The organism is Paenirhodobacter sp. (genome assembly GCF_050177655.1).
Classification (GTDB): Bacteria; Pseudomonadota; Alphaproteobacteria; order Rhodobacterales; family Rhodobacteraceae; genus Rhodobacter.
This window is the reverse complement of the sequence record NZ_JBFXGV010000051.1, coordinates 1-13,593: the sequence shown is the minus strand read 5'-3', so window position 1 is coordinate 13,593 and position 13,593 is coordinate 1. Positions and strand designations below refer to the sequence as shown.

Sequence of the window (13,593 nt, the reverse complement as noted above, 5' to 3'; positions counted from 1 at the left end):
TCCTCGCAAAACGACAGGGGCCGCCCCTTTCGGGACGGCCCTTTGCAATCCGCGCGATCGGCGCTCAGTTCATCGCCCCCGCCTTGTGCACCGGCAACGTGATCGCGACCTCGCCGGCCTTCTCGAAGACCAGCGTCACCGGCACCATCGCGCCATCTTCGAGCGGGCCGGTCAGATCAATGAACATCAGATGCAACCCGCCCGGCTGCAGCACCGCCTCGCCCCCCGCCGGAATCTCGATCGCCTCGACCTGACGCATCTTCATCAGGCCGTTCTCGTTGATATGCGTGTGCAATTCGGGCCGGGCACAGGCGGGCGAGCGGAAGGCGACCAGGCGATCCGCCGCCCCGGTCGAGCGGATCGTCATGAACCCCGCCCCCGCCGCCGCCACCATCGGCGAGGCCCGCATGAAGCCCTTGGTGATCTCGATCCCCGGGGCGCTGGCCTCTTGCGCAGCCAGCGGCTGAGTCGTCAGCCAGAGCGCCCCGGCAAGCGCGGCCAGCGCGGCACGTCGGTGAATGAGCGGCATGATCCTGTCCTTTTCGTCAGGTGAGTTACGCATCTCCTCCGGAATTTCACGCCGACCGGTGCACCGCCTTAACAATAGTCAAGGTTTCGTGATCGGCGCGGGTGTCAGAAGGGCAGGCGCGCGGAACTGGACCGCCTCGCGCCTGCAGGGAACGCATAACAACCGGTCCGACCACGAGAGGTGACCATGGTCAGAAACTTCCGCAAGGGGTTGTTCGCGACCACCGCTGTGTTCGGTGTCGCAACCGCCCTCGGAGCCTCCGCCGAAACGCTGGACGAAGTGATGGCGCGGCGAGGATTGACGCAACAAGACCTCGTCGCAGCCGCAAAGACCTATACTCCGACGGGTGGGCGCGACGAATTCATCGTATTTTCTTCCGGCGGACAGTCGGGCCAGATCATGGTCTACGGCGTGCCCTCGATGCGGATCCTGAAATACGTCTCGGTGTTCACGCCCGAACCCTGGCAGGGCTACGGCTTCGACGAGGAATCGAAGAAGATCCTCGATAGCGCCAAGGTCGATGGCCGCGAGCTGCACTGGGGCGACACCCACCACCCGGCGCTTTCGGAAACCAACGGCGATCTGGACGGGGAATACCTGTTCATCAACGATAAATCGGCCCCGCGTATCGGCGTGATCTCGCTGCATGACTTCGAGACGCAGCAGATCGTCGTCAACCCGATCCTGCAATCCGAACATGGCGGCGCCTTCGTCACGCCGAATTCGGAATATGTGATCGAGGCCGCGCAATATCCCGGCGTTCTGGGGCGTGGCTATGCGCCGCTGAGCCAGTTCAACGAGAAATTCCGCGGTGCGGTGACCTATTGGAAATTCGACCGCGCGGCCGGGCGGATCGACCCGAAGCAGAGCTTCGCGATCGAACTGCCGCCCTATAGCCAGGATCTGTCCGACGCGGGCAAGCTGGACTCGGACGGCTGGTCCTTCACCAACTCGTTCTGCGCCGAACGCTATGTCGGCGGCATCGAAAACGGCCGGCCGCCCTTCGAGGCGGGCTGCTCGCAAAACGACACCGACTATCTGCACGTCATCAACTGGAAGAAGGCCGAAGAGGTCTACAAGGCCGGCAAGGTCACGATGATCAACGACTTCCCGGTGATCTCGATGCAGACCGCGATCGACGAGGGCCTCGTCTATCTGATCGCCGAGCCGAAGTCGCCCCATGGCGTCGACGTCTCGCCCGACGGCAAATATATCGTCGTCGGCGGCAAGCTGGACACCCAGGCCTCGGTCTACTCGTTCGAGAAGATCATGAAGGCGGTGGACGAGAAGAAATTCGCCGGCACCGACCCCTATGGCATCCCGGTGATCGCGATGGAGGATGCGCTGCACAAGCAGGTCGCGCTGGGCCTTGGCCCGCTGCACAACCAGTTCGACAGCAAACCCTGTGTCGTCTACACCTCGCTCTACGTCGACAGTCAGATCGCGAAATGGGACTATTGCGAGGGCAAGGTCCTCGACAAGATCTCGATCCACTATAACGTCGGCCACCTTGTCGCGATGGAAGGCGAATCCGAGCATCCCGCTGGCAAATACCTGATTTCGCTCAACAAGCTTTCGATCGACCGGTTCAATCCGGTGGGGCCGCTGCATCCGCAGAACCACCAGCTGATCGACATCTCGGGCGACAAGATGGAGCTGCTCTACGACATGCCCGTGCCGCTGGGCGAGCCGCACTATGCCGCCGCGATCTCGGCCGACAAGCTCAAACCGCTGGTGCGCTACAAATACGGCACCGACTCGCGCACGGGCGAAAAGCACCCCGATGCGGTGCGTCCGGGGCAGGAGCGGATCGAGCGTGACGGCACCAACGTCAAGGTCTACATGACCGCGATCCGGTCGCATTTCACGCCCGAGATCGTCGAGGTGAACGAAGGCGATACCGTCGAATTCGTGATCACCAACTCGGAACGGGCCGAGGACGAAACCCACGGCTTCTCGGTCTCGACCTATGGCGTGAACCTCTCGCTCGAACCGGGCAAGACCGCGACCGCCAAGATCACCGCCGACAAGCCCGGCGTGTTCTCGTATTACTGCACCGAGTTCTGCTCGGCGCTGCACCTCGAGATGACCGGCTTCCTCGCCGTCAAGCCCAAGGGCTATGTCGAGGATCAGACCGCGATGGCCGAAGGTCAGCAATATACCAAGGACGATTACGACAAGCAGACCGCGAACAACGTGGCCACGCAGGAAGTGATCGACCAGGTGGTGACCTATATCACCGGGCGCAACTACCAGGACTTCCCCGAAGTGGTTTCGCTGGTGGAAGACGCCACCGATCAGCTGAACTTCGCCGCCGATGCCAAGACCAAGGCCGAGGATGCGGCTGCCAAGGAAGACTGGCAGAACGCGACGCTCTGGGCGGGCCAGTGGTGGCAGTATCAGGTCAAGGCCGCCGACATCGGGCTGCGCGCCAAGACCTATCTCGATGAGCATGGCGCGGTGAAGACCGAGCAATGATCCCGTGACCCGCAGGGGGCGGGCCCGGCCTGCCCCCTGCCCTTCGCTCTCCAGACCGACGCCTGAGGAAAGACGACATGCGCCTGATCTCTTCCAGCCTTCTCGCCGCCGCACTGCTTAGCCTCGGCGCATTCGCCGCCGCCGCCGATCCGGTCGCCGATGGCAAGAAGGTCTTCATGACCAAGACCTGCCTCGCCTGCCACGGCAAGGGCGGGGCGAAACCGGTTCTGAGCTATCCCGCACTGGCCGGCCAGAACGAGAAATACATGCTGACCCAGCTGAAGGCGATCGCCGACGGCTCGCGCGTGGGCACTGTCGATCCGACCACCGGCCACCCCTATGTGCAGGGCATGGCCGACATCATGCACCTCGTGACCGAGGACGACATGAAGAACGTCGTCGCCTATCTGGCCGCGCAGCCGCCCGGCCCCCCGAAGCCGCTCGATCCGCCCGCCGATCCGGCGACGCTCGCCGCGGGCGAGGCCGCCTATAATGCGCTCGGCTGCAAGTCCTGCCACGGCAAGGACGCGCTGAAACCCTCGGCCAAGTCCTATCCGCAGATTGCCGGGCTGAACCGCGACTACCTGATCCGCGCGATGACCGAGATCCGCGACAAGGTCCGCACCACCGGCCAGACCAAGCTGATGTGGGGCGTAATCAAGAAGGCCGACGACACCGAAATCGAGCAGATCGCGACCTGGCTGTCGCAGATCGACCGCTCGCAGAAATGACGAAAGGATCCGCGATGAAACTTCCTCTGATCTCTGCCGCAGTGATCGCGCTGGCGCTGCCCGCTTTCGCCGAGGGCACCGTCGACACCTCGAGCTGGAACCAGGGCGGGGGCGAGCAGGACGAGGCGCTCTCGCTCGTGCCCGACCATGAGAACGGGATCGAGACTTACGAGGTCTGCTCGGCCTGTCACCAGCTCAATGGATGGGGTCTGGAAGACGGCACCTTCCCGCAGATCGCCCATCAGCACAAGGATGTCATCATCAAGCAGCTGGCCGATATCCGCGCGCTGAACCGCGACAACCCGACGATGTATCCCTTTGCGCTGCCCTCCGAAATCGGTGGCGCGCAGTCGATCGCGGATGTCGCCGAATATATCTCGAAACTGCCGATGAACCCCAACAACGGCAAGGGGCCGGGCACCGATCTGGCGCATGGCGAGCAGCTTTACAAGGACAACTGCACGCGCTGCCACGGCGAGAATGGCGAAGGCGACAACGCCAAGTTCTATCCCCGGATCCAGGGCCAGCACTACAAATATCTGGTGCGCCAGTTCCAGTGGATCCGCGATGGCAAGCGGCGCAACGCCAACCCCGACATGGTGCAGCAGATCAAGGGCTTCACCGATGCCGATATGGATGCGGTGCTGGATTACGTCTCGCGGCAGCAACCCGATCCTTCGATCGTGGCGGCGCCCGACTGGGAAAACCCCGATTTCGAGTGATCCGCTTTTCCCGCCAACCGGCCCGGGCGTCCCCGCCCGGGCTGCAAGACAGCGAACAGGACATCCGACATGGACCCCGCAGCCAAAGGCGCCGGCACTGACCGCCGCGGCATCGTTTATCGCCTTCTCACGCTGATCTCGATCTGCCTGATCGCGGCGGCTTTCGTCAGCCCGGGCTGGTGGGTCTCGCTGACCGCGCCGAACTATCCCGAGGCGACCTTCCCGCAGGGGATCCGGATCCTGTTCCACATGGATTCGGTGCGCAACGGCTGCGACATCCGCGCCAGCAAAGAGGTCGAGGAGAACGAGGCCCTCGATTGCGTGCACGAGATGGACACGATCAACCATTACGTCGGCATGTATCCGATCGCCTCGGGCGGGCCGGTGGAAAAGGCCTTCTCGCCCTTCCTCTTCGCGATGATGGGGGTGATGCTCTTGGCCTTCGCCGCCCCCGGCCGCAAGACGCGGATCGCGGTTTCGGTGCTGGGTTATGGCGCGGTGATCGGCTGGATGGCGCTGACGCTTTATGGCGAGAACGGCGTGCAATATCAGACCACCGGCTATCTGCGCGGCCTCGTGGTCTCGCTCGGGCAGGACACCAAGGACAAGGTCGAGGCCGATCAGAACCTCTCGCCGATCGTCAAGATGCTCAAGCAGTCGCTGGAAGACAGCGCCGCCTCCGAGAAGACCTCGACCGCGACGATTGGCGACCGGCAAGCGCTGATCGACAATCTGAAGGCCAATTACGAGATCGACGAGCAGAAGAAACCCATGCACGAGCAGGTCGGCTGGACCGGCTCGGGGATGCAGGTGTTCCAGTGGCACTACGCCAAATCGCTGGCGCGCTGGTTCAACGAGCCGGCCCGCAACGACCCACTGGTCGCCACGATGTCGGTGGTGGCGCGGGTGCTGTTCTGGGTGGTGATCGGCTTCATGGCGGTGCTGACGGCGATCGCCGCGCTCAGCGCGAAACGGCCCCTCTATTGGGTGCTGGTGCTGGTGCCGCTGTTGCTTCCGGTGGGGTTCCTTGCGGAATATGCGGGCTGGCTCTGGTGGTATGGCCATAGCCTGAACGAGATGGGCGCCTTCACGCTGAAACCCTTCATGCCGACGGTCTTTGGCGACGGCAAGGTGGCGCAGTTCACGACCCACAGCTACCCCGCCTCGGGCTTCTTCCTGATGCTGGCGTCTTCGGTGGCGCTGGCGTTGGCTGCCCTGATCCGGGCCAAGCAGCTGCGCCTTGCCGGTGCCGCCGCCGAAGGGATGTGAGGTCTCGCGATGCGTGCCCTCCTTCCCCTTGCGATCCTGCTGGCGATGGCCTCCCCGGTCGCGGCCGAGACGCTGCAAGAGCGCGTCGACGCCGCCCCCGACGGGGCCGAGATCGTGCTGGCCCCGGGCCAGTACGACGGGCCGCTGGTGATCCGCCATCCGGTGGTGATCGACGGTCAGGGCAAGGCCGCGATCACCGGCAACGGCATGGGCACGGTGGTCACGATCGAGACCGACGGCGTCACGTTGAAGAACCTGACGCTGCGCGACTCGGGGCGGCTGCACAACAAGGTCGACGCCGGGGTGCGGGTGCATGGCGACTTCAACGTGCTGCGCGACATCCGCATCGAAAACAGCCTCTTCGGCATCGACTTGACCGAAGCCAATCACAACGTGATGCGCCGTATCTACATCAGTTCCAAGGACATGCCGCTGGAGCTGAGGGGCGATTCGGTGCGGATCTGGTATTCGAACGACAATCTCTTCGAGCATAACCACATCGAGCACGCGCGCGATTTCGTGGTCTGGTATTCGCAGGGCAACATGATCCGCGACAACCGGATCCAGCACGGCCGCTACGGCATCCATTTCATGTATGCCCACCATAACGACGTCGAGCGCAACGAGATCTCGGACTGCGTCGTGGGCGTGTTCCTGATGTATGCCAACGACATCACGCTGCGCGGCAATCAGATCCTGCGGGCCTGGGGCGCGGCGGGGATGGGCGTCGGTTTCAAGGAGACCTCGGGCGCGGTGGTCGAGGACAATGTGATCCTTGGCAATGCGGTGGGGATCTACCTCGACCCCTCGCCCTGGGATCCCGACAAGACCAATGAATTCCACCGCAATCAGGTCGCCTATAACGGCATCGGCGTGCAGTTCCACACCGACTGGACCGGCAACAACTTCTCCGACAACAACTTCCTGTCGAATTTCACCCAGGTCGCGGTGCGCGGGCGCGGCACGGCGCTGCGCGAGGGCTGGAACGGCAATTACTGGGACGATTACGCCGGCTTCGACGCCGATGGCGATGGCGTCGGCGATGCCCCCTACGAGATCTGGACCTATGCCGACCGGCTGTGGATGGACGTGCCTTCGGCCGCCTTCTTTCGCGGCGGGCTGGCGCTTGGCACGCTCGATTTCGTCGAACGCCTCGCCCCCTTTACCGAGCCCCGCCTTCTGATGCGCGAGCCGCGTCCACTGATCGCGCCGCTCGATCACGAAGCCGCCCGCGCCGAGACCGCCGTGAAAAGCGATGCGGGCGCAAAGAAATCCGCCTTGGAGATGCTGAACCAATGAGCGCGAAGAACGACAGTCCCGAAAGCGTCCCCGAACGCAGCAATGCCGAGATCCGGCAGACCCCGAAACTGAGCCGGCGCGAGCTGGAGCGGCGGCGGCTTTTGATCCGCACGCTGGGGCTGGGGGTTGCGGCGGTCGCGGCGGGGCTCGTGGGCTGGTATCCGGTCTATCGCCGCCTCTTCGACCGGCTGCGCCCGCCCGGCGCGCTCATCGAGCATCACTTCCTCGCCGCCTGCATCAAATGCGGCCAATGCGTGCAGGTCTGCCCGGTGCAGGCGATCAAGCTGGCCGATGGCGACGAGGGCTATGGCCTCGGCACGCCCTATATCGACGCGCGCGCGCAGGCCTGCGATTTCTCCTGCGACGCGGTGCAATGCGTGCTGGCCTGCCCGACCGGCGCGCTCAGCCACGAGATCGCGACCAAGGAAGAGGTGAAGATCGGCTTTGCCCGCCTCGCCCGCCCCGAGGCCTGTCTCGCGATGCAGGGCAAGGGTTTCAAGGGCGCCGCGCGGGGCGCCGATTACACCGGGTTGCACCGCTATGTCGAAATCGACCGCTGGGATCCGGTGCCGATCGCCTCGCATCCCTATGACGTCGAGGTCTGCGATCTGTGCGTGCGCGAATGCCCGATCCGGGGCGCGATCACGCTCGAGAAGGTCTCGGACGATCCGGGCGACCACCGCCACATGCCGGTGGTGCATGAGGCCTGCGTCGGCTGCGGCACCTGCGAGATGATCTGTCCCACCGAACCCGCCGCGATCGTGATCGACACCGCGATGCGCCTCGCCGAGGACAAGGAGAGCCGGGCATGAAATGGTTCCTGCACAAGCTGGCGATGATGTTCGGTGCCGCCCCGCGCAAGGCGGGCCCGGGCGAGGAAACCGAGGCCGCACGCAAGATCAAGGCCTTCAAGAAGACCCCCGAGCAGGTCGCGCTGCGCAAGGAGATCATCGCGCATGAGCACGAGGCGCTGATCCACAGCCACAAATGGCGCAACATCCGCTGGGCCAGCGTGATCGTGATCAACGCGCTTTTCATCGTCTCCTACAGTTTCGACGTGCAGCTGGTCGAAGGCGCGCTGACCGCCTCGCGCTTCCTCGGCTTTCACATGGCCGATCCGAATGCCGCGCTGCAGGTGATGCTGGCCTTCAAGGAGGTGATGCTGAACCTCGTGATCGGCACGGCGACGGTGGTCATCCTGTGGTGGATCGTCGGCGGGCGGGCCTTTTGCAGCTGGGCCTGCCCCTATCACCTGCTGGCCGAATGGGCCGAGGCGCTGCATCTGTTCCTGGCCCGCAAGGGGTGGGTCAAGGACCACCCGTTCCATCGCGGGCTGCGCGTGGTGCTCTGGGCGGTGTTCATGACGCTGGCGCTTCTGACCGGCTACACCGTCTTCGAATATATCAACCCGGTCGGCATCGTCAGCCGCGCGCTGATCTACGGGCCGACGGTGGCGCTTTTGTGGGTCGCTTTCCTTCTGGGTATCGAAGTGTTCTTCTCGCGCCGGTTCTGGTGCCGCTATGTCTGCCCGATCGGGCTGACCTATGGCATCACCGGCGCGGTGGCGCCCGTGCAGATCAAATACGATCTCGAGAAATGCGTGCATGAGGGCGAATGCCGCGCCGTCTGTCTGGTGCCGCATGTGCTGGAGATCACCAAGATGGGCTATGCGCAGAACGATGTCGATTACATCGGCCCCGACTGCACGCGCTGCGGGCTTTGCGTCGACGCCTGCCCGCAGAAGGCGCTGACCTTCACCGTCCGCGGCATCGACAAGATCGTCTGAGGAGGGCGCCATGATCACCATCGACCGGCTGACGAAACGCTTCGAGAAGCGCGCGGTGCTCGATGAGCTGACGCTCTCGATCGCGGCGGGCGACCGGATCGCGCTGATCGGTTCGAACGGTGCGGGCAAGACCACGCTCTTCCGCTGCCTTCTGGGCCATTACGGGCACGAGGGGCGGGTGGGTTTCGACGGCACGGCGGGGCGGCGACGCGAACCGCAGGCGCTTTCCCGCATCGCCTTCGTGCCGCAGCTGCCGCCGCCCTTGCGGATGCCGGTGGGCGAGCTTCTGACCTTCGCCGAAAAGGGCGCGGGCGCCGATCCGGTCGCGATGCGCGCGATCGCCGGGCGGCTGGGGATCGACCTCGACGAGGTGCGCAAGCGCCCGTTCTTTCGCCTCTCGGGCGGGCAGAAACAGAAGATCCTCGTCACCGTCGCGCTGGGGCGGCCCGCCGATCTGATGATCTTCGACGAGCCCTCGGCCAATCTCGACCCGGCCGCGCGAGCGGTGTTCATCGACCTCTTGGCGGAACGCCGCGAAGCCTCGATGCTGATCGCCAGCCACCGGCTGGAGGAGGTCGCGGGCCTCGTCAACCGGGTGATCGAGCTCGACCGCGGCCGCGTGGTTCTGGACGATGCGGTGCTTGACCGGCTGCGCGCGGGCGAGTTCCGCCGCGCCGAGATCACGCTGGCCGCGCCACACGCGCCCTTTGCGCTCGCGCTCGCGGGCTGGGGCTTTGACGCCGATCCTTCGGGGCTGCGCTTCACCGGCCCGGTGCCCGCCGCCGAAACCTTCCGCTTCCTCGGGCTGATCGCCCGCTATGGCAGCCTGATCGAGCGCATGAGCCTCGAAGAGGCGCCGGAAAGGGTGATGTAGATGTGCCGCCATTGCCAACCGCTGAGCCGCCGCCAGATCCTGGCGATGCTGGCCGCCGCCCCCGCCCTTTCCGCCTGCAAGGCCGAGGCCAAGGGCCCCGAGGAGATCCGCTGGGGCCGGGAGGCCTGCGAGATCTGCGGCATGATCATTTCCGATCCGCATTTCGCCGCCGAGGTACGCGGAGGGCCGGAAAAGCGTCTGGCCAAGTTCGACGATATCGGCGACGCGGTCTATTGGCTCGAGGCGCAGGAGTGGAAAGCCGCGCCCGAGGTCGAATTCTGGGTCCGCGACGGCGAGACCGGCGAGAGCTGGCACGACGCGCGACAGATGCGCTATCGCCCCGGCGCGCTCTCGCCGATGGACTACGGCTTTCTCGCGGTGCAGCGTCCCGCCTCGGATACCGTCGATTTCGCCGCGATGCGCACCGCCGTTCTGGCGCGCGGGCTGACCTGGCGCTGCCTGCCCGACGGCGAAATGGGAGGGCACAAGGAATGAATGCGATGTCACAGGAGCCGCTCTTGCCCGAGACCCGTTTCGATCCCTCCCCCGTCACCGCGAAACCGCTGCCTGCGCGGCCTGCCACGCGGGCCGGGCTGGGGCTGATGATGCGGCTGGAATTCGCGGAATCGATGCGCGCGCGCTGGTTCCATTTCTATGCGCTGGTGGTGATCGGGCTGATGGCGATGCTGATCACCACGGGGATATCGGAGAGCCGCGTGCTGGGCTTCACCGGCCTCTCGCGGCTTCTGGTGACCTATATCCAGATCATGATGGCGGTGCTGCCGCTCTTCATCATCGTCACCACGGCGCGTTCGATGGTGGGCGATCGCGAGGCGGGAAACCTCGAATATATGCTGGCCTTCCCGGTCGGGCTCGCGGCCTGGTATTGGGGGCGGTTCCTGACCCGGCTGGTCCTCGTGCTGGCCCCGGTCGGAATGGCGCTGGCGCTGGCGAGCCTCTATGGCCTCGCGCGCGGCCATGCCATCCCCTGGAGCCATATCGCGCTTTACTCCGGCCTCGTCGCGGCGCTCGCGGCCTGCTTTCTGGGGATCGGCTTTCTGATCTCGGCGCTCTCGCGCTCGACCGAGGTCGCGTTGGGGGCAAGCCTTCTCGTGTGGCTCGCGCTGGTCGCGCTCTTGGATCTGATGTTCCTCTCGGTCCTCATTCAGGGCCAGGTCGCGCCCGATGCGGTGATCGCGATCGCGCTGGCGAACCCGCTGCAAAGTTTCCGCACTGCCTCGATGATCCTCTTCGATCCGCAGCTGATCCTGCTTGGCCCGTCTTCCTATGTGATCCTCGATCACTTCGGGGTCATGGGCTATGTCGCCTGGGCGATGGCCTATCCGGCGGCGTTGGGCGGTGTGCTGGCGGCGATCGGCTACTGGCGTTTCACGCGCGGCGATCTGGTCTGAACACTGCGCCCAAAGCGGCCAAAGAAAACGGGCGCGGCATTCCCTGCCGCGCCCGTTTCGCCATGTCCCGTCTTACATCAGATCCAGAAGCCAGCTCAGCGTCGCATCGTCATCCCAGCGCGCCTCGGCCTCGACCTGCGCGATCACCCGGCCCTCGGCATTCAGAACGAGCGTCGTCGGCAGCGCCTCGACCCCGAGAACGGCGGCCAGATTCTCGCCATCCCCCAGCAGCGGATCGAACCGGCTGATGCCCACCTCGTCGAAATAGCGCCGCAACGCCGTCGCGCCCCGCCAGTCGAACCCCACCGGCACCACGCGCGCCGCGCCCAGCCGCGAGAGCCGCGCATCGAGGGCCGCCAGCGACGGCAACTCCCGCCGACAGGGCAGGCACCACGGCGCCCAAAGCGCCAGCACCGTCAGCCGCGCGCCGAAATCACCCAGCGCGACCTTGTTCCCACTCAGATCCCGGATCCGGAGCGGCAGCGCCGAGCGCCCCTTGGCGACCGGTCGCGCCAGCGTGGCGGCGGAGGGCGCAAACCCTGCCTCGGCCCAGGCCGGTCCTGTCAGCCCCAGCGCAAAAATCCCGCCGATCACGGCGCGTCGGCCTGGCCCCGTCATTGCGCGGCCCCGGGCGCGCCCGTGTCGAGCGGATTGGCGGCCGGCGCAGGCTTCGCCTCGAGCGTCGCCGTGATCCGCCGCGCCATATCCTCGACCGCGAACCCATGCGGAAAGCGCCGGATCAACCGCCCCTGCGGATCCATGAAGGCGATCGAGGCCGTGTGGTCGATCGAATAGCGTTCGGGGTGGCTGGGATCGGGGATGTTGTATTCATAGCGCGCGTTGAAGGCCTGAACCATGTGATCGGTATAGGCGCGCGGCCCGCGCAAGCCGACAAAGCGCTTGTCGAAATAGCTCAGATATTCCTGCATCAGCTTGGCGGTGTCGTGATCGGGATCGACGGTGACGAAGATCGGCGTGACCTGATCGGCGAGCGGCCCGAGCGCGTCCATCACCGCAGAGATCGTGGCGAGCGAAGTCGGGCAGACATCCGGGCAGCCGGTATAGCCGAAATAGATCAGCAGGTATTTGCCCTCGAAATCCTCGTTGGTCAGCGCGTTGCCATAGGCGTCTTCCATCATCCAGCGGCGCGGCTGCGCGTCGGGGCCATCCACCGGCTCGGCGCTATCGCCCGTTTCGGCGCGCGAGGGGCGCGCGAGCAGGCAGCAGGGCATGGCGGCGATCAGAAAGCGGCGGGAGAGCATGGCGAGACCTCGGGTTGGGTGCTGCCCGACCATAGGGCGCGCGCGCGCAGGCGCCTTGACTTTGGTCAGGGTGGCCGCCCGGCGCGGATGGCAGGAGGGGCGCAGGAGGCCCCCGATGATCGCATTTCTCTCCGTCTTTCTGCCCGTCGCGATGATGGTCCTGATGCTCACGCTCGGGCTGCGTTTGCCGCCGCACGAGATCGCCGCCGAAATCCGCGCCCCCCGGGCACTGGCGCTGGGGTTGGCCGCGCAGCTGATCGGGCTGCCGGCGCTGGCGCTGGCGATCGGGCGAATGCTGGATCTGCCCGTGCCGATCGCCGCGGGGCTGATGCTGGTCGCGGCATCGCCGGGGGGCGTCAGTTCGAATTACGCGGCGCGGCTGGCGGGGGGGCGGATCGGGCTCTCGGTCACGATGACGGCGGTCACCTCGCTGATCGCGCCGGTGACGCTGCCCGTCGTGCTGGGACTGGCCGGCGTCAGCCTGCCCGAGGGCACCGGGCTGTGGCGGATCTCGGTCGCGATGACCGGGGTGGCGCTGGTGCCGATGCTCGCCGGAATGGCGCTGGCGCGCCTTGCGCCGCGCGTGGCGGGCTGGCTGGCGCCCCGGCTCGATCCGCTGGCGAAGGGGCTGTTCCTTGCGATCGTGGTTGCGACCTTCGTGCAGAACCGCGCCGCCATCGGCGAGATCGCCTCTGCTGCGGGGCTCGCGGTCGCCGCTCTGGCGCTGGCGGGCCCCGTGCTGGGGGTGACGGTCGCGCGGGCGGGGCGGCTGGGCCGGGCACAGGTTCGCACGATCGCGATCGAATGCGCGCTGCAGAACGTCGCGATCGCGATCTTCGTGGCGAATGCGCTGCTGCAACGCCCGGATCTTTCGGCGGTGGGGCTGCTTTACGCATTGGCGATGAACGTCGTCGCGCTGGTGCTGATCGGTGCGGGCGGGCTTCGCCGTCCACGCGCCGCGCAGACGGAGTGAAGAGACCGGGGCGCCCGGTTCAGCCGCCCCTGCATGTCTTGGGCAGTCGCTGCGGTCTCACCGAGACGCGTTGCGGTTCGATGACACAGACAGTGTCTGTAGCGTTAGTTTAGCGCATTCTCGGGGGTTATTTTGGTTGCGGGAGCAGGATTTGAACCTGCGACCTTCAGGTTATGAGCCTGACGAGCTACCGGGCTGCTCCATCCCGCGACCGGGATCATGCGTTGCATGATCTATTTGCCCCGAGGGCTTATAGCT

The 13,593-nt window shown here is 65.6% G+C and carries 14 protein-coding genes and 1 tRNA gene; 11 read left to right on the top strand and 4 right to left on the bottom strand.

The window, feature by feature from the left end:
• Positions 1-64: 64 nt before the first annotated feature.
• Positions 65-529 carry a copper chaperone PCu(A)C gene (locus AB7U46_RS15085; protein ID WP_428337806.1) on the bottom strand — a complete coding sequence of 155 codons (465 nt, stop codon included), beginning with the start codon at positions 527-529 and terminating at the stop codon, positions 65-67.
• A 186-nt stretch (positions 530-715) separates the two neighbouring features.
• Between AB7U46_RS15085 and nosZ the strand changes: the two genes are divergently transcribed.
• The 10 genes from nosZ to AB7U46_RS15035 all read left to right on the top strand — a co-directional run bounded on the left by nosZ (position 716) and on the right by AB7U46_RS15035 (position 11,100).
• Positions 716-3,007: a Sec-dependent nitrous-oxide reductase gene (gene nosZ, locus AB7U46_RS15080; protein WP_428337805.1), complete on the top strand. Its 2,292-nt coding sequence runs from the start codon at positions 716-718 to the stop codon at positions 3,005-3,007.
• 77 nt (positions 3,008-3,084) lie between these two features.
• Positions 3,085-3,738 (top strand): c-type cytochrome, encoded by a 654-nt coding sequence (locus tag AB7U46_RS15075; protein ID WP_428337804.1) that lies wholly within the window; start codon positions 3,085-3,087, stop codon positions 3,736-3,738.
• A gap of 14 nt (positions 3,739-3,752) precedes the next feature.
• Entirely contained in the window at positions 3,753-4,460 is a 708-nt protein-coding gene (locus tag AB7U46_RS15070; protein WP_428337803.1) for a c-type cytochrome, read from the top strand.
• 69 nt (positions 4,461-4,529) lie between these two features.
• The gene (locus AB7U46_RS15065; RefSeq protein WP_428337802.1) at positions 4,530-5,729 is read left to right on the top strand and encodes a hypothetical protein; all 1,200 of its coding nucleotides are present in this window, start codon (positions 4,530-4,532) and stop codon (positions 5,727-5,729) included.
• 9 nt (positions 5,730-5,738) lie between these two features.
• A complete protein-coding gene (nosD, locus tag AB7U46_RS15060) occupies positions 5,739-7,028 on the top strand; it encodes a nitrous oxide reductase family maturation protein NosD (protein WP_428337801.1) in 1,290 nt (429 codons plus the stop codon).
• A complete protein-coding gene (locus AB7U46_RS15055; RefSeq protein WP_428337800.1) occupies positions 7,025-7,840 on the top strand; it encodes a 4Fe-4S dicluster domain-containing protein in 816 nt (271 codons plus the stop codon). The genes nosD and AB7U46_RS15055 overlap by 4 nt, the downstream gene beginning before the upstream one ends.
• Entirely contained in the window at positions 7,837-8,814 is a 978-nt protein-coding gene (locus tag AB7U46_RS15050; RefSeq protein WP_428337799.1) for a NapH/MauN family ferredoxin-type protein, read from the top strand. The genes AB7U46_RS15055 and AB7U46_RS15050 overlap by 4 nt, the downstream gene beginning before the upstream one ends.
• 10 nt (positions 8,815-8,824) lie before the next feature.
• Complete coding sequence (locus tag AB7U46_RS15045) at positions 8,825-9,688, top strand: ATP-binding cassette domain-containing protein (RefSeq protein WP_428337798.1); 864 nt, start codon at positions 8,825-8,827, stop codon at positions 9,686-9,688.
• The gene (locus AB7U46_RS15040) at positions 9,689-10,183 is read left to right on the top strand and encodes a hypothetical protein (protein WP_428337797.1); all 495 of its coding nucleotides are present in this window, start codon (positions 9,689-9,691) and stop codon (positions 10,181-10,183) included.
• 5 nt (positions 10,184-10,188) lie between these two features.
• Positions 10,189-11,100: an ABC transporter permease gene (locus AB7U46_RS15035; RefSeq protein WP_428337796.1), complete on the top strand. Its 912-nt coding sequence runs from the start codon at positions 10,189-10,191 to the stop codon at positions 11,098-11,100.
• Between the two features lie 72 nt (positions 11,101-11,172).
• Here AB7U46_RS15035 and AB7U46_RS15030 read toward each other — a convergent pair whose 3' ends face one another.
• Both AB7U46_RS15030 and AB7U46_RS15025 read right to left on the bottom strand, forming a co-directional pair.
• A complete protein-coding gene (locus AB7U46_RS15030; protein WP_428337795.1) occupies positions 11,173-11,718 on the bottom strand; it encodes a TlpA family protein disulfide reductase in 546 nt (181 codons plus the stop codon).
• On the bottom strand, positions 11,715-12,362 hold the full coding sequence (locus tag AB7U46_RS15025; RefSeq protein WP_428337794.1) for an SCO family protein: 648 nt from the start codon (positions 12,360-12,362) through the stop codon (positions 11,715-11,717). The genes AB7U46_RS15030 and AB7U46_RS15025 overlap by 4 nt, the downstream gene beginning before the upstream one ends.
• 115 nt (positions 12,363-12,477) lie before the next feature.
• Between AB7U46_RS15025 and AB7U46_RS15020 the strand changes: the two genes are divergently transcribed.
• On the top strand, positions 12,478-13,335 hold the full coding sequence (locus tag AB7U46_RS15020) for a bile acid:sodium symporter family protein (protein ID WP_428337793.1): 858 nt from the start codon (positions 12,478-12,480) through the stop codon (positions 13,333-13,335).
• Positions 13,336-13,468: 133 nt separating this feature from the next.
• On the opposite strand, the gene AB7U46_RS15015 is transcribed toward AB7U46_RS15020, so the two are convergent.
• A tRNA-Met gene (locus AB7U46_RS15015) sits at positions 13,469-13,545 on the bottom strand.
• Positions 13,546-13,593 lie beyond the last annotated feature (48 nt).